Origin of the sequence: Bacillus sp. FS02, assembly GCF_024398395.1 — a bacterium.
GTDB classification, from domain to species: Bacteria; Bacillota; Bacilli; order Bacillales; family Bacillaceae; genus Bacillus; species Bacillus altitudinis.
The window spans coordinates 1624359-1641131 of the sequence record NZ_CP074101.1 but is presented as its reverse complement, the minus strand read 5'-3'; the positions used below and the strand labels follow the sequence as shown (position 1 = coordinate 1641131).

Annotated in this window: 15 protein-coding genes; 7 read left to right on the top strand and 8 right to left on the bottom strand. The window is 42.9% G+C overall.

Annotated features, from left to right (window positions below; genetic code table 11):
* Positions 1-38 precede the first annotated feature (38 nt).
* The 4 genes from mngB to KFQ09_RS08185 are packed head-to-tail and all read right to left on the bottom strand — an operon-like array spanning position 39 to position 4670.
* Positions 39-2702, bottom strand: a complete 2664-nt coding sequence (gene mngB / locus KFQ09_RS08200) for a mannosylglycerate hydrolase (RefSeq protein ID WP_254506141.1) — start codon at positions 2700-2702, stop codon at positions 39-41.
* A 28-nt stretch (positions 2703-2730) separates the two neighbouring features.
* Positions 2731-3849, bottom strand: coding sequence for a PTS fructose transporter subunit IIC (locus KFQ09_RS08195; protein WP_017358746.1), 1119 nt, complete (start codon positions 3847-3849; stop codon positions 2731-2733).
* 36 nt (positions 3850-3885) lie between these two features.
* A complete protein-coding gene (locus tag KFQ09_RS08190) occupies positions 3886-4215 on the bottom strand; it encodes a PTS fructose transporter subunit IIB (protein WP_007498438.1) in 330 nt (109 codons plus the stop codon).
* On the bottom strand, positions 4212-4670 hold the full coding sequence (locus KFQ09_RS08185) for a PTS sugar transporter subunit IIA (RefSeq protein WP_255836196.1): 459 nt from the start codon (positions 4668-4670) through the stop codon (positions 4212-4214). Before KFQ09_RS08185 ends, KFQ09_RS08190 begins: the two co-directional genes overlap by 4 nt.
* A gap of 242 nt (positions 4671-4912) precedes the next feature.
* Between KFQ09_RS08185 and KFQ09_RS08180 the strand changes: the two genes are divergently transcribed.
* On the top strand, positions 4913-7579 hold the full coding sequence (locus tag KFQ09_RS08180) for a S8 family peptidase (RefSeq protein WP_255836195.1): 2667 nt from the start codon (positions 4913-4915) through the stop codon (positions 7577-7579).
* Positions 7580-7688: 109 nt separating this feature from the next.
* Entirely contained in the window at positions 7689-8171 is a 483-nt protein-coding gene (locus KFQ09_RS08175; protein WP_007498435.1) for a DUF2059 domain-containing protein, read from the top strand.
* A 346-nt stretch (positions 8172-8517) separates the two neighbouring features.
* On the opposite strand, the gene KFQ09_RS08170 is transcribed toward KFQ09_RS08175, so the two are convergent.
* The 3 genes from KFQ09_RS08170 to mmuM all read right to left on the bottom strand — a co-directional run bounded on the left by KFQ09_RS08170 (position 8518) and on the right by mmuM (position 11638).
* Positions 8518-9138 (bottom strand): hypothetical protein, encoded by a 621-nt coding sequence (locus KFQ09_RS08170; protein ID WP_138824969.1) that lies wholly within the window; start codon positions 9136-9138, stop codon positions 8518-8520.
* Positions 9139-9249: 111 nt separating this feature from the next.
* Positions 9250-10653 carry an S-methylmethionine permease gene (gene mmuP, locus KFQ09_RS08165; protein ID WP_008342173.1) on the bottom strand — a complete coding sequence of 468 codons (1404 nt, stop codon included), beginning with the start codon at positions 10651-10653 and terminating at the stop codon, positions 9250-9252.
* A 46-nt stretch (positions 10654-10699) separates the two neighbouring features.
* Entirely contained in the window at positions 10700-11638 is a 939-nt protein-coding gene (mmuM, locus tag KFQ09_RS08160) for a homocysteine S-methyltransferase (RefSeq protein ID WP_216099404.1), read from the bottom strand.
* A 336-nt stretch (positions 11639-11974) separates the two neighbouring features.
* On the opposite strand from mmuM, the gene KFQ09_RS08155 reads away from it, so the two are divergent.
* The 4 genes from KFQ09_RS08155 (at position 11975) to KFQ09_RS08140 (ending at position 14559) form a co-directional block, all read left to right on the top strand.
* The gene (locus KFQ09_RS08155) at positions 11975-12805 is read left to right on the top strand and encodes a YitT family protein (protein ID WP_235675428.1); all 831 of its coding nucleotides are present in this window, start codon (positions 11975-11977) and stop codon (positions 12803-12805) included.
* A 689-nt stretch (positions 12806-13494) separates the two neighbouring features.
* Positions 13495-13812 carry a PadR family transcriptional regulator gene (locus KFQ09_RS08150; protein ID WP_035703044.1) on the top strand — a complete coding sequence of 106 codons (318 nt, stop codon included), beginning with the start codon at positions 13495-13497 and terminating at the stop codon, positions 13810-13812.
* Complete coding sequence (locus tag KFQ09_RS08145; protein ID WP_181891166.1) at positions 13805-14392, top strand: DUF1700 domain-containing protein; 588 nt, start codon at positions 13805-13807, stop codon at positions 14390-14392. The genes KFQ09_RS08150 and KFQ09_RS08145 overlap by 8 nt, the downstream gene beginning before the upstream one ends.
* Positions 14389-14559: a hypothetical protein gene (locus KFQ09_RS08140; protein ID WP_017360401.1), complete on the top strand. Its 171-nt coding sequence runs from the start codon at positions 14389-14391 to the stop codon at positions 14557-14559. The genes KFQ09_RS08145 and KFQ09_RS08140 overlap by 4 nt, the downstream gene beginning before the upstream one ends.
* A gap of 207 nt (positions 14560-14766) precedes the next feature.
* Here the strand turns inward: KFQ09_RS08140 and KFQ09_RS08135 are convergent, their stop codons facing one another.
* Complete coding sequence (locus tag KFQ09_RS08135; protein WP_024719029.1) at positions 14767-15984, bottom strand: multidrug effflux MFS transporter; 1218 nt, start codon at positions 15982-15984, stop codon at positions 14767-14769.
* A gap of 211 nt (positions 15985-16195) precedes the next feature.
* Between KFQ09_RS08135 and KFQ09_RS08130 the strand changes: the two genes are divergently transcribed.
* Positions 16196-16732 carry a GNAT family N-acetyltransferase gene (locus tag KFQ09_RS08130; RefSeq protein ID WP_008342165.1) on the top strand — a complete coding sequence of 179 codons (537 nt, stop codon included), beginning with the start codon at positions 16196-16198 and terminating at the stop codon, positions 16730-16732.
* Positions 16733-16773: the final 41 nt, after the last annotated feature.

Here is a 16773-nt window from a genome sequence, read left to right as displayed (position 1 = left end):
AGAGAGGCGGAATCCAAATGGATCCCGCCCCTACATGTTCATTTTTTCTTTACAATGTAGGTTTGTACCTGACAAGGTGTGAGCGGTTCAATGTGTAATGATCCATGTTGTGCTTTCAGTATATGTCCTTCAGGTGTTTCGCCTAAATTCGCTGTTTCTCCATGTTGTAGAGATGAACTATTGATTGAAGCGGCTGTTTGACGTGTTAAATATGGATTGAAGAGACGAATGACAATGCCTGTTCCATGCTCTTCTTTTTTCAAAGCGCTTAGAACGACTCCGTCTGTCTCAATGTCAAGCAGGCTATAAGTAGATTGTAAGTCTTCTTTTTCATCTCGGAAAGAGAAAATTAAACGACCGTTTAAAAAGTCTGCCCGCTCGTAGCACTGAACCGGGGTGGTGTAACGTTTAGCAAGCTGAGCCAAGTGTCCTTCACTCACCGCTTCTTGGCTATAGTACATGCCAAAGGAGAATGATAGCGAACCTTGAAGCTGGGCGTCAGGTGTTTCCACGATTTTTTCTCCAGAAGCCCGGCCGGGACGGTAAAGAAGGTTTTCTTTCCCCATTTTTCCGAAACAGCGGAAGAGTGTGTAAGCAATGGTTGTGTAGTCCGCGCCTGTGATTTGGTATTCTCTGACGCAGTCCGTTAAAAGAGAGACACCATATGCTTCATCGCGAAGTGCAACAAATGATTGCATGGGTTCAATGGTAATCGGTTTTTCTTCCCAATGTTCATTGTTCCACCATTCTAGCTCTTGCGTCAGCTCCGTTGGACGTTCGATGGTGCCAAACTGTTGATCGCTGAGTGATACGTTTGATGCAATACCTGTATCAAAGAGTACCCGTAGACGGTGGTCTAGCGCATGATTGTCCACATTCACATGAAAACGGATGACCGCTTCATCTTTATTTAAAGCCACCTTCGCTGTGATCGGGAGGGAAGTCGTCACCTTTTGCTCCGAGCGTTCCTCTAAATCATATGGGACAGTCAATTGAAGCTTGATGATGAGCTCTTCCTGTAAACTGCTTTTAGATACGGTGATGTCTGCTGATGAGATATCTTTAGATGATACATAAAGATCCTCACGCGGTGGTGAATAGTTATAAGAATCCCCATCATCTCCGTTGTCTTCAAAGATCATTTGCTCAGAGAACGTTCGTCCAGTCTGTTTATCCGTAATTTCTAATGACCCATTGTCATTTGCTGTAATGCGGTAAAACGTATTTTCAATGACACGACCTTCTGTTTTTTCCAAAATGGATTCACTAGATTCATCGAAAACCATGCTAACTTGTGTATAACCAACGGATGGTAAGTCGACTGCTTCAATGAGTAAAACAGCTTTCCATACTTGCTTTGGCATGTACACTTCTTTGCTTGGGTTAAGTGAAATCTGCTGTGCTAAGACATAATCTGTCACATCGGTTTTGCTTTTGACTGTGTAGTAAAGAGTTCGTCCATCAGCGTCTTTTAGTGTAAATGGACGTTCTGTGATAAAGGTTTCGACTTCAATGACTTCAGAGCGCTTTGAAGGCAGTGTATTAAATAAAGTGAACGTGATTTCTTGCTCAGTTTGCAGCCGGATGGCGATGAGACGCATGTGTAAGTCCACAAGATTCTCGGCGATTTCCTTTGCCTGTTTATAGCGGAAGAAGACATCTTGATTCGTCGTATCACTGTTACAGCCGCCAATGCTATCATGCGCTGCATTTTCAAACATGAGGTACCAAATATCACGCACCGTGTCATGCGGATAGTCATGTCCGAGTGAATAGCTGATTGTAAGGATCGGCTCCATCACATTAACAAGATAGTTTTCAATTTGATTGTTTAAGATTTTCAAATCTGCTCTTGTTGAAAAAATGGACTTATGAATTCGCATATGCTTGGCATGAATGAGCTCTCCTTCTAATGTCTCAAAAGAAGTTCGCTCTTTTTTCACTGCTGCAATGTAGTCTTCTAAACTGCTGATTTGATAGTTATGCTCATCTATTTCATTGGCTTTTTCTAATAAGTCAGGCAGGTTTTTACGAATAGGCGCTTGGTCAAAGCCATTTGGGAAATAGACATTCTTTGTCGTAGCTTTTGCTTGCAGCGCCCCGATTTTTTCAGAAAGAAAGGCTTGCAGGTCTTCATCCTTCTCAGGAATATTTCCTCCGTAGTAGTAGCCAAATGGCAGATTCACTGCAAACACTTCACTGCCATCCGCCCCGCGCCAATTAAATTCTGTGTGATTCGTCATATGATCAGAAACGCCGCGCCAAAAGGCTGTATCGACAATTCCAAAGCCTTGATAAATTTGAGGCATTTGTGCAGATTGACCGAAGGAATCAGGGACATAACCGACCTTCATGACATGTCCAAACTGCTGACAGCGCTCAATCCCATATTGCAGATTCCGTACAATCGATTCCCCAGAAATCACGAGCTGATCCGTTTGTGTATACCACGGACCGATGATGAGGCGTTTTGCTGTGACGAGCTGTTTGATTCGATTTTCATCCTCGGGGCGCCATTTTAAGTAATCATCTAGCAAGGATGCTTGCGCATCGAGCATGAAGTAATGGAATCGTTCATCTGTTTCGAGGGTGTCCAATATGTCCATTACGCTTTTCATTAAGTAGATACGGGAGCGGGAGGTGGTAAAATACCATTCCCGGTCCCAGTGAGTATGTGGAATCACATGTACATTGACAGTCATTGTGTAACGACACCTTTCTTTGTTCAAATTATCCTTCTAGCACAAGGTCAAAATCATCTTCTTCTTTCTGCTTCTGATCATGTTCTGGCTTTTGGGGTTCTTTTTTCTCAGAGAAGTTCACAAGTAGGTTGGCACCAATTCCAATAACAAGTGCGCCAGTTAGCGCGCCGATTAAATATGCCCACCAGTTTCCTACTGAGAAGAATCCGTAGAGTCCGCCAATTGGCGGCATGATGTCATGGACACCTAATAAGGCAGCAACCCCGCTTCCAGCAGCACAAGCGACGACATTCAGCGGAATCAATTTCAAAGGATTGACGAGTGTAAAGGGAATGGCTCCTTCTGTAATCCCGATAATCCCCATCACAAGACCGCCTCGTCCGGCTTCTCTAAACGTAGGAGAGAAGTTGCGTTTTCGAATCAATGTCGCAAGCCCGTATCCAAGCGGAGGAATGACAATCGCGATATTGACGAGAATGGCAGGAAGATAGACACCTGATAGGAAGAGCGCGTTACCAGCCATCCAAGCTGATTTATTCACTGGGCCGCCAAGATCAAAGCCAATCATGGCACCTAGAATGAGAGCAAGTGCGAGTGTACTTGTTCCATCTGCAACCATGCCTTTGATCCATTCAATTAATGCGGTGTTCAAAGCCCCTAATGGACCGCCCAGCAGAACGGACATGAGAAGTCCGGTTAAGCCAACAGTAATGAGCGGTAAGATGAGCAGAGGGACGAGTCCAGCTGCAGAGCCTTGAATTTGAATTTTTCTTTTCACAAAGAGAGCGACATACCCGGCAAAGAAACCTGCAATGACGGCGCCGATAAAACCAGCATTTGTTGAGCTGGCAAGAGCTCCGCCGATAAAGCCGGCCGCAAGACCTGATTTATCCGCAATCGAATAGGCAATAAAGCCAGCGAGCAGTACGTTCATTAAGCCAATGCCTGTCCAGCCAACCTGTTCCATCAAATAGGCACCATGTAAAATGCCGCCTGCATCTTTATAGGCGTTTAAATCTGATACACCAAAACCTAACCCGACTAGTTTGGCTAAACCAACGATAAGTGAAGCTCCGATGATCACCGGAAGAATATAAGAAATACCGGTCATGAGGTGGCCTTCAATGACTTTTAATTTTGCTTTCATTCTGCTTTGCTCCTTTCTATATGGCATTGCTCTTGTTTATTGGGATTCAGATTTTTTCTTTTCAACCAGCGCAACGGCTTTTGTGATGATTTGCTCGGCATTTTTTAGGGCGCGTCCGATTTCGACACGTACAGTAGGAATACCTGAGAAGCGTTCAGCATCGTTAATGTGCTGATTGGAGGCAATGATGCAAAGGTCTGCCTGCTTGGCTTCCTCTGCTGTAATGCCATTCACCTGTCCCATAATTCCTTGTTGTTCGATTTTAATCTCGTGTCCAAGCTGTTTACCCGCATTCTCTAATGCCTTTGCTGCCATTGGTGTATGAGCTAACCCTGCTGGGCATGAAGTGACACCGACAATTTTCATTGTGTAATCCCCTCTTTCAATTGTTGTTCAATGACTTCGTAATAATAGTCTGCTGTTTGACCGGGTTGAATCTTTTCGATGAAAGCAGGCTCCATTAAACTTGTGGCAATGCCAGACAGTAATTTGAGGTGTGTGACATTGGCCTCTTCAAGTGGAACGAGCAGTGTAAATAAATAGCTTGTTGGCAAATCGTCGAAGCTTCCCCATTCAATGGGTTGTTCAAGTTCTAAAAAGAGAAGTGAAGCCGTTTGAACAGCAGAGCTTTTTGTATGAGGAATCGCAAAACCTTGCTGAAGTCCTGTTGAGACTTCGTCTTCGCGTTTCAACAAATCTGTTAATAACCCTGACTGATTGTTTGTAATGTGAAGGTCTTCAGCTTTCTCGGAAATGTATTGTAAAATCTCATTCTTTGATCGACCGTTTACTTGTGTAAAAACATGATCTTTTTGGAACAAGCTGATCCCTTCTCTCTTGTTTGTTAAGCGCTTACAATTTGATTGTAATGTACTTTTCGACATGGTTAAATAGCATCATTTTCCGTTTGAAATGGCAAAAAGTTTATGAAGCGAACAGACTAGTCATCTGAATATCTCAAATCCTAGCTTAAAACGAGTTTAATTATGTCAAAAATAGATTCTACTAAAAAGGATTCTGTGATATTCTTCCAAGGTATTGTAAAAGATAAGGGGGTCTTTTCATGTTTAAAAAGCAGGTCAAATCCTGTGTGGTTGTACTCATGGCCATCATTCTATGTATGGCTGCATTACCTGGGTACGAGGCATCAGCAGTTAGTAAAGGCACAAGTGTCAATGAAGCCATTGGGTTGAAAGATGGTGAAGTCATCTCAGGTACATTACAGAATGAAAAAGAAGAGTCATGGTACCAAATTACGCCATCTGCAGATGATGTGGCAAAACATACACATATGCAAATTTCTGTCAAAAGCAAACAAGTGTTATCTGTATCGGTCTACCCAAGTAAGGATAGAGCGATAAAGGATGACACTTATTCGAGATATCGTGTGGACACAGCAAGTGGAGAGACAGAAATCAACTTCCCGCATGCATGGTCAGGTCCTTACTATGTCAAAGTTCTGTATTTAGGTTCAGAGGAAGATAGCCGTGATGAGGAAGAGGATGCAGCATATACAATCGGGTATAAAGGTGCGAATCTTCCGCCATCTGAACCGATTTTCCCTGAAGAAGAAGAGCCAACGATCATCATTATTGAGAAAAAGCATGGACGTGAAATTCTTCAATCCATTCGTACGATCGAAGACAAACGATTCAATGAAACAGCCGATGGTCAGAAGCTGACACGTCTGCTACAAAAAACAAAGCCGTTTCTCAAATCTAAACTCATCAACAATCAAAAAAAGCAGCAAACGGTGTACAATCATTTGCTGACATTAAAATCATTGCTGAATGACGTAGAGAAAAATGGTGCATTCAGCGGTCATATCGTCACAGAGAAAGAGCAACAGGCGATTCGTTCTCTTTTTGATATGCTCAAAGAGGCAAGTCCAGCCTATTTAAAAAAGGAATTAGAAGCAGTGGGGCAAAAAGTAGGAATCGATCAGCTTGAAGGAAAATCGATCGGTTATGTATTAGAGAAACAAAAGCTTGTTCCAGAAGAAAAGGTCAACACAAACAAAATCATCTTTAAATTAAAGGATGGACAAACACTTCAATCCGCAAAAAAGAAGATGAAAAACTACGGAATTCAAGAAAATCGTGTGACATCTCAATCAGTAAATCCTTTATTTAAAGGAATGTATGTTTATGATGTACCGGCAGGGCAAGAATCGGCTGGCAAAACGCTTAAAGCAGGCAAAGCTGTGATCAAAAGCACGGCGAGAAAGCTTTCTAGTATGCCGAATGTTGAATTTGCAGAGCCTGTACAAACGTATCGTGCGCTTAGCAATGACGCGCAGTATGGTTACCAGTGGCCGCTGAAAAACAGTGCGCAGAACAGTGGGAAAAAAGGCGCTGATGTGAAGTTTGAACAAATGAATACATTGATTGGTACAAGCAAAATGAAGCAAACGTTAATCGCTGTTGTGGATACAGGTGTCGACAGCCGTTTGTCCGATTTAAGCGGAACGGTTCGCACAGACTTAGGTGCCAATCTCATCGGCCGAAATAAAGATGCAATTGATGACAATGGCCACGGCACCCATGTGGCAGGTATCATTGCAGCAAAAGCCGATAATCATTACTCCATGGCAGGGCTGAATCAACATACAGGAATCATCCCAGTCAAAGTGCTGGATGCGTATGGAAATGGAGATACAGAGCATATTGCTCTTGGCATTAAACATGCAGTGGACAAAGGTGCAAAGGTCATCAACATGAGCCTTGGTGGCTACTATAGCAAGGTCATTGAATATGCGATGAACTATGCTGCACAAAAAAATGTATTAGTGGTAGTGGCGAGCGGAAACGATGGCATTCCAGAAATGGGTTATCCTGCGACTTCCAAATATGCCATGGCAGTTGGTGCAAGCAATCGCATGGATATTGCCGCTGAATTCTCAAGCTATGGGAAAGGATTAAGCATGTCTGCACCAGGGTCCGATATCCCAAGCTTAATGCCTGATGGGAATGTTTCATACTTGAGCGGGACATCAATGGCTACACCGTATGTTGCAGCAGCAGCAGGATTACTGCTTTCTAAAAATCCAACCCTGAAACCAAATCAAGTGAGAAATATTTTACAAAATACAGCGGATGATATTTCATTTAAAGCTGTTGATGGAACAGATGACGTTTTCTATGATGAAAATGACGAGCCTGTTGTTGATCCGAAAATTCCGGGTATCGATTGGATGACAGGACATGGCAGACTCAATGCTTTTGCCGCGTTAAGTGCTGTTGAATTAAACGCATCAGTTAATAAAGTAGAAGATCAGCATCAAAAGGTGACAGGAAAGGCGAAAGCCGGCGCTGCCATTTCTGTGTATAGAGGCAAAACCCTGCTTGGAAAAGGCACGGCAAGCAAAAAGGGAACCTTTAGTGTGAAGATCAAGCATCAAAACAAAAATAAAGTGCTTCACATCAAGATATCAAAAGGAAAGGCTGCGACTTCGCTCAAAACGGTCGTGAAAAAGGGCAAAGCGCCAGCTAAGCCAAAGGTGAATCGAGTAACAGTGAAAAGTAAAACGGTCAAAGGAACTGCGGGTGCAGGCTTGACGATCAAGGTGAAGAACAAATCAAAGAAAGTCATTCAAACGGTCAAAACCAATAGCAAAGGCGCATTTACGGCTAAAATCAAGCCGCAAAAAGCCAAAACCGTCTTGTATGTGACGGCTTCAGATGTGAGAAAAAGAGAAAGTAAAGCAGTGAAAGTTGTTGTGAAAAAATAGTCTTGTAGCTTCCCTTTTTTGAATAAAAAGGGAAGTTTTTTGTTTTTACTGGAAAAATGACAATAACTGTCGATAGTAATATAGTAGGAAAAAAAAGGAGGATTTATCGATGAAAAAAATCATGTTTGCTTTCTTTCTATCATTGCTTCTCGTTTTCCCAAGCTTTGCACATGCAGAGGAAACAGGAGCAGTACCAGCATCCGTACAAGTAACAGGCGTCACAGCAGCAGACGGTGGTATGGTTAATTACGGTTCTGGCAGTAAATATCGTGTAGGTTCATATTATCCAGCTACTTTTAAAGGAACATTAAAGGACACAAGTGGTCAACTCATGGCGAATCAGCCAATTCAGCTTTATTTTGAAGCAGCAATCAAATCATATGCTCAAACAGCGACAGGTACAACAGACGAGAATGGACAATTTTCACTAACGATTCAAGTTCCTGCAGGTGCAGGCTACCGTACATACAATAATGCAGGCTGGTCTACACATTACTACGATATCGTTCCAGTGACTTTCACTTCAAACGACATCACGCTATCTTCAAATGTGACAAGTGTGTACCATTTGGCATATACATCACGTTACTAATCTGCTAGAAGAGGCGACTTGGCGCAAGCCCTGTCGTTTTCATAGAAAAAAAGGATGTCAGCTAGTGACATCCTTTTCTTTTTGTTAGCAAACCTGCTGGGCGGCAACCGAAAGAGTCGATAAACAAACACTCATGAGCCGTTTCTCCCAGATTCGATCGAGCATTGAGCTTTTCATCTTGAACTTTGATGGATAAGAACTTTGAATACTTGAGCTTTCAGCTTTGAACGTTCAGCTTTGAGCTTTTATCATGGATCATCCTAAGATGATCATCAGATGAGGAGGGAATGACCTTTCCCTCGGAGGTGTTTAGTCCTATCGATTTTCGGCTCACTAACAAAATCGACTAGTCGATCTGTATTTTTGTCAAGGTATTGCTTTCTGACAAGGAGAAATCCACTTCCATTTGGAAATCTTCAATCTCTTTCGAAAGCTGTTCAATCTTCACTCGAAGACGAAGAGGGTCAATGATCGCCGCCTCATTTTCAGCTAGGAATGACTTGACGATCTCTTGGTTGGCAGCGGCTTGTGTTTTTCCGTCTTTCCCAAATAGTGTTTCTAAATGTTGATCCAGTCTCTTTTTCACATCTTCATTGATTTGTTCTGACCGGTCAACCAGCTCTGTGTAGACCTTTTTTAATTTTCGTAAAAAACGAATATCGTAATCTATGGATGTCTTGCGTTCAATGGCTTCTGCTACGGTCATGCTAACACCCGCCACCTCAATCGTTGTCGTAGCATTCGACACAACGATGGCTGATTTAATGGCATTTCGGCGTTTGATTAATGCTTGAATCGATTGGTCATCTGCTTTTGCCTTTTTTTCTACTTCTTCTTGATTTTGAAATCCGTTCTGTATATGTTTCCCGATGACCAAGCCACCGAGTACAGCTTCATCAATCGTTCGGTTGATTCTTTTATCTAACATTTTCAGTTCACTTAATGCTCTTGTAATGGTCATTTCCATATTAAAAACAGCTCCCTTGATACGTCCTGAAAATCATAGATTCCTATCATATACCAAAATGTCTTTGTTTTGCTAGTGATATCCTTTTTTGGGACAAACAAAACCCTGGTGCTATACACCAGGGTTTTCTCGTTTTTTCTGAATCCATGTTGTCACGTAATAGGCAGCATAGCAGAGTGCGATAAAAGGGATACCGCAGATAAGAGCAATGCGCTGATTTGGATCAAAAGCAATGCCGATCACAGATGCAAGGCATAGGAGGAAGGCAGCAATCGGAACCACCGGATAGAGCGGGGTTCGGAAAGATAAATCATGAAGCTGTCCGCCATCCTGTAAGAATTTTTTGCGAAACATGAACTGTGAAGCTGCAATTCCCATCCATACAACAACAACGGCGAGTCCAGAGATTGAAACAAGAACCAGATACACCGTTTCAGGTGCGATGACACTCGATAGCAAAGAGAGAATGCCTCCAATCATACTCAAAATGAGTGCATTCAAAGGAATTCCCTTTGACGTCAATTTTGCCAGCTTTTTAGGTAATGTTCGTTCTTCAGAAAGGGACCATAGCATGCGAGATGAGGCGTATAGCCCTGAGTTTGCAGCAGATAAAATCGCTGTCAGAATGACAAAATTCATGAAATCTGCCGCATAAGGAATCCCGATGCGGTCAAATACCACAACGAAAGGACTTTTGATCACCCCAGCTTCTTCTACTGGAATTAAGCCGGCTAAGACCACGATCGTTCCGACGAAAAACAGGACAAGACGTAGCACAGTCGTGCGAATCGCGCGGGGAATGGTCTCATCTGGATTGACGCTTTCACCCGCAGCAATCCCAATCAGCTCAGTACCCGAAAAAGCAAAATTAACAGCCAGCATGGTCATTAAAATCGGTAAAAAGCCGTTTGGAAAGAGACCCCCATCTCCAGTGAAGTTAGAGAAGAACGGAGCGGCCTCACCGCCTTTTAGTGGAATCAATCCAAACATCGCCGCTCCGCCAAGAATAATAAAGAGAATAATAGCCATGACTTTAATGCTAGAAAACCAAAATTCCGATTCTGCAAAAAACTTAACTGTAAAAGCATTGAGTAAAAAGATGAGAAGCGCAAAAACACCGCTCCACATCCAAACTGATGTGTCCGGGAACCAGCGCTGCATTAAAAGACCTGCCGCTGTAAATTCTGAACCAAGTGCCACGGTCCATGTCAGCCAATAAAGCCAAGCCACTGTATAGCCAGTGCCGGGCCCAATGTATTTTGTTGCATATGTGTGAAAAGCGCCTGTAACCGGCATTGCGACAGACAGTTCACCTAAACAGAGCATCACGAGGTACACAATTAATGCCCCGACCAGATAAGCCAAAATCGTTCCCGCAGGTCCGGCCTGATTGATCGTATATCCTGAACTTAAAAAGAGTCCTGTGCCAATCACGCCACCTAAAGAAAGCATGAACAGGTGACGGCTTGTCATTTTTCGTTGATATTGTTGTGACTGATCTTTTGCTTGTTCCATGTCTTCCCGCCCTTTTGCTTAAAAGTATGTGTGTTGAGTCATGATGCTACGATGTTGCCTGTTTTAAGATATCGGTAATATCCTCTGGTGTCGTCCGGCAGCAGCCGCCGATGATTTGTGCGCCGTCTTTATACCATTGCTGCGCACATTCACCAAATGTATGGTGAGACGTATCGCCGCTCCAAACCTTTTCTTCAGGATCATATAATTCCCCTGAGTTCGGATACACGACAATCGGTTTGCTCGTCCCTTTTTTCATCTCCTGAATAAGAGAAGACATATATTGCGGCGGTGTACAGTTTACGCCAACAGCAGCGATCTGCTCATATGGCTCAAGTGCTTGTACACAGTCTCTAAGTAAATCTCCTTCACTAATGTGCTGACCATCCTTTGCACTAAATGTAATCCACGCATATACACTGCTGAACTCATCCTGCAGCAGTTTAGCGATAGCGATTGCTTCAATGAGACAAGGGATGGTTTCACAAGCGAGAATATCTGCACCAGCCTCTACCAATGCTTGAATTCTTGGTCTGTGAAAATCAATGAGCGCCTGCTCTGTGAGTCCGTAATTTCCCTTATATTCTGAACCGTCAGACAAATAAGCGCCGAAGGGCCCCACAGATCCAGCGACAAATGGTTTTGTCCGCTCTTTACGATGTGTCTCATCCTGCCAAAACTGCTCGCATGCTTCTTTTGCTAACGTGACAGATCGTTTCATTAATTCGATGGCTTCTTCTTTTGTATAGCCTTTTTCAGCAAAGCCATCAATTGTCGTTTGGTAGCTGGCTGTTGTTGCACAGTCAGCACCTGCTTGGAAGTAGTCCAAGTGTACTTGCTGAATCAATTCTGGCTGTTCAATAAGGATTTTGGCTGACCATAAACTGTCGTTTAAATCACAGCCCTTTCGTTCAAGCTCCGTTGCAAGTGCACCATCTAAAATCAAAGGTGCGTGAGCCTGTAAACGGCTTTGAATAGGATTCATATAAATCAAACAGCCTCCTTTGTCGATCGGAAATAATGGATATGATATGAGGCAGTAGTTTAAATGACTAAAGTGTTTTTGTCAAGGAGAGGAATAAGCATCACATGACGGGAAAACCCTGATAACATGCGGGTTTGAGTGCATAAACATACAGTTGAAATAATAGAAAACCAAGTCATTGACAGCCTCTAAAAAGAGATATATATTATGGAAAGGTTCATTTCAGAAAGCTTCATCAAAAGGCGCCGTCTTTTGATTTTTATTTTGTCCAACGACTGTCTTCTTTCGTGCAGAAAGAGGGTTTTTTATATGCTTAAAAAAGGAGGAAAGAAGAAATTGAAAAAATGTGTAAAAGATATTGCAATGATTCTCGTTGGTTCTTTTTTATTTGCTGCAGCTGTGAACATGTTTGTCATTCCACTTGAGTTTGGTGAAGGTGGCGTAACGGGGCTGTCCATCATTTTCTACTATATGTTTGAGATTGCGCCATGGCTGACAAACCTTGTGTTGAATGCGATTTTATTACTTGTGGGGTATAAATACTTGGACAAGAAGACCACGATCTACACAGTGATAGCTGTCGCAAGTAACTCTCTATTTTTACATTTGACCACTACATGGGTGGTGAATGTCCATGAATTGATCATTGGTTCTATTTTCGCAGGGATTATCATTGGGATTGGCATTGGTCTTGTTTTAAGAGCGGGTGGTACAACAGCGGGATCTGCCATTCTTGGGCGAATTGCGAATAAGTATCTAGACTGGAACGTGAGCTACGCCATCTTGTTCTTTGATCTGATCGTTGTTTTTGCTTCTTACTTTATTATTGGTGCGGAAAAATTAATGTTTACGATTGTGATGCTGTATGTGGCGACTAAGGTGATGGATTTCGTCATAGAAGGGCTTAACACGAAAAAAGCAGTGACGATTATTTCTTCATGCAAAGATGATATTGCAGAAGAAATCAATCACACCTTGGATCGAGGCGTGACCATTTTAAACGGTCGCGGTCATTATTCGAAGGAATCGAAGGAAATTCTCTATGCGGTCATTCAAAAACAGGAGCTGATGCGTTTAAAGAAAATCATTAAGAAAATTGATCGAGACGCATTCGTTGTTGTCCATGACGTGCGTGATGTGTTTGGAGAAGGATTTGTGAATATATAAAAAGTAAAAAAAGACACCTCCACTATAAAGTGGGGGTGTCTTTTCATATGTTGAGTGATCTTATGTTTAAGGGACTATTTTTTCAAGGTATCATCTTTCTTCTCGTTACTTTTCAGAACGAAAAAACGTATACACTCAGCAATGGCGGCTCCCACCACAAACAGGATGATGGGTGTAATGGTAAAAGGTTGTTTGAAGATGAACAAATACACGATATAACACAAAGTTAGTGTAATGACTAAAGTGAGATAATTACTCCACATTTTTTTCAAGGTCATCAGCTCCTCGTTTTTTAAGGTCTACCATTATTCGGTATTGGTTGGGTTGAAAAGAACTAGCCACTTTCAGCCGTTCTCATCACTTTAATTCGAGTTGAGTGTTCGTAAAACTTAGTATGATGATCATAAGGATAAGCCATTGTGAATGAACTTCTTAATTCCATAAAATTCAGCTTATCCCTTTAAAATAAAGAGATTAAATGAGTTGTTTCCTATGATATTCGTTCCTGTGTATGTTTGTTGTCTACAATAGACACACGCTAGATTTATCTTGATCAGGTGAAGCCTTGAAGAAAGAGAAACTTCCTGTATGAAAATTTATAGCGACGTTGAGAGTGAAAAGTTGCAAAAGATACCTCTTGTCACATCATACTATGTATTGTATAGTATAAATAGTTAGGAGTTGTAAACATGAATGCACAACTAAAAAAAGGATTACTGGAATTCTGTGTACTGGCGGTATTAAAGAAAGGCGATTCCTATGGTTATCAAATGATTAAAGATATGTCCCATTGTATTGAGATTTCAGAATCGACATTATATCCGATATTAAAGCGGTTAGAGCAAAACAATTATGTGGAGACCTATTCACAGGAACATAACAGTCGATTAAGAAAATACTACCGGATGACTGGGAACGGACGGGAGCATATCGCGCAATTTTTAGCGGAATGGGATCAAGTGATGGCGATTTACGACTTTATTTCTGGAGGACAGAGCAATGAATAAAAAAGAATTTTTAGCCAGCTTGGAGAAGCACCTGCATCGTCTAGGCGAAAAAGAAAGTGATCGGTTCATCGAGTATTACGATGAAATGATCGAGGATTATCAGGAAGATGGCTACAGTGAACAGGAAGCAGTTCATCAAGTCGGTCAGCCAGCCATCATCGCTGAAGGGATTTTGAAGGAACAAGGAATCAAAACCGTTCAGGTGCCGACGTTTGGAGAAAAAGCTACAAGACTCTCCATCCTCATTTTGGGCTTTCCGTTATGGGGCAGTATTCTAGCAACAGTCTTCCTGCTGTTTCTTTCTGTGTATATGGTGATTTGGTGCATTCCACTCGTGACAGGTACAATGACGCTAGTTGGTCTGCTCGGCGGTTTTTGGAGCATCATTGGTTCTCCGTTTATTTTTCAGGACGGTTTGCATGTGGTGGTGACGCAGATCGGAGTTGGTATTCTTCTATTAGGTGTCGGATTATTAAGCGGCATAGCCACGGCGTATTTGACAAAGCTATTTGTGCAAGGGACTGTTCAAACCACTAAGGCATTCATGGGAATGTTTAAAAAGAAGGTCGTGAGAGTATGAACGTGAATGATTTAAAAAAGCAATGCATCAAATGGGGGATCATCTTCACCGTTGCCGGAGGAATTGTCATGGCAATTGGTTTTGGACTTTCAGGCTTTGACCTAGATGCATATCAAAATAATGACCAGTACAATGTGTTCCGCACGATCAATTGGAGCAAGCCATAAATGAAAGACCCGCTTATGCGGGTCTCAGCGTGTAGATAAACCCTCGCATTCGGTGTCAGTCCTGCGCTTCGGTGCTCACGAATGTCAAATTCGCTCCGCGCCGATGCTCGTCCTTCCTAGGGCTGCAAAGGTTTTCTCACGCTGAAAAGAAGACAAAGGGCTAAAATAAAGTTCATTTTAGCCCTTTGTCAACAATCTGCCACCCGCTTATGCGGGTCTTTTTTTCGCTCTGGCAACAAAGAAAAAATAACAGCAGAGTGCGCCAAGGTCACAGAGCATAATAATCAGCCCCATTGGAAAGGCTGTTTGGCTTCCAGCTAAGCCGACAAGGGGTGTCATGCATGCGCCAAGAAGCATTTGTGCCACACCGATGAGGGCAGCGGCACTTCCAGCATGTGCACCGTGATGCTGCATCGCAAGAGAAGGAGCAGACGTGCCGACAATCCCAACGCTTGAGACCACAAAAAAGAGCGGGATGAGGATGCCATAAAGCCCTGCATCAATAGAGATCATCACACACAAGGTGACGCCCCCTAAAGCAGCTGTCAGCAGCCCGATGCGAAGGACTTTCTCCTCACCAATTTTCGCAGCAACGCGGGCAAATACTTGTCCGGCTGTGATGATGCCAAGACTATTCACCGCAAAGGCAGCACTGAAGCCTTGCGGAGAAAGGTTGAAAATCTCCTGCAATACAAACGGTGATCCAGAGATATACGCAAACATGGCGGCGAAGACAAGTCCTTGTGAGAGAGCATATCCGACAAAGAGTCGATCGCTCGCTAGAATTTTCATCGCACCTAGGATTTGTTTGAAGCCCCCAGTCTGTCTGCGTTCCACAGGTAAGCTTTCTTTCAATGAAAACATCGATCTTAGGAGCATGAGCGCCCCGAGGATTCCTAGCAGAACAAACACACCCTGCCACGTCGTGAACCGTAACATTTGTCCGCCCACGATCGGGGCCGCTGCTGGAGCCACTCCGTTGACTAACATGAGCAAAGCAAAGAATTTCGTCATTTCTGAGCCTTCATAATGATCTCGCACGATGGCTCGTGCAATGACAATGCCTGCTGATCCAGCAAGGCCTTGAATCAGCCTTAAAAGAATGAATGTCCAAATTGATGTGACCACTGTACATAAAAGAGAGGCCGCAATAAAAATGATTAATCCAACCATCAGCGGCTTTCTTCTGCCAACTGTATCACTGATTGGACCTGCAATGAGCTGTCCAAGCGCAAGTCCAATTAAACAAGCCATGAGACTTAACTGAGACAGCGCCGTGCTTGCTTCAAAGTCACGGGCGATATTAGGTAAAGCAGGTAAATACATATCCATTGCCAGCGGTGCAAGGGCTGTTAAAGAGCCAAGAAGCGCGGCAAGGAGGAATCGATTTTTTTTCGATTCTTGGGGATAAGATAAAGAATTCATATGATGCCACTCCTCGTATATGTCCTCAAATCAGCATAATGAATCAAGCTTTCCATTTCAATCAAAATTTTCAAAGAAAATTTCGTGCAAAATAATTGATCTTTAAAAGGAGACTCTTTACATTGAATGAGTAGAGAAAAGAATCAGATCATCGGCATGCAGTGATTGCATGATACGTATATCCATTCATAGACAAACAGGAGGTGCTGGCATGGAGCAGCAAGAGTTGATCATTCGTCAAGCGGTGAGTGAAGATCATGAGGCGATCACACATGTGCTGATCAAATCATACGCACAGTATGAGCCTCAATTTACAGAGGAAGGCTGGCAAAATTATTCTGCAGCCCTGCGAGCGGCTGTAGATAACCCAAACATGGAGTTGATGCTTGTGGCCGAGCTTGAGGGCAAGGTCGTGGGGACCCTTCAAATGTTCCGATCATCAGAACAGGCATATGACAAGCCGGAGATGGGCATTACTTCAGCGATTGTCCGGTTTTTAGGGGTAGATCCTGATGTGAGAGGAAAAGGTATTGCAGAGTCATTGTTGCGTAAAAGTATAGAACTGACGCAATCGTGGGGCGAGAACGTCCTGTATCTTCATACATCGGATAAAATGCAGGCCGCCATTCGTTTATATGAAAGAATGGGCTTTGAACGGGCACTTGATAAAGAATTTGTGAATCAAAATGGGACGCATGTGAAGAGCTATCAGTATGTGATCAAAAAAGAACAGCCGGCTGGCTCATAATATACATCGAATAAGAAGAGGAAGAGTATGTCCTGCATGGA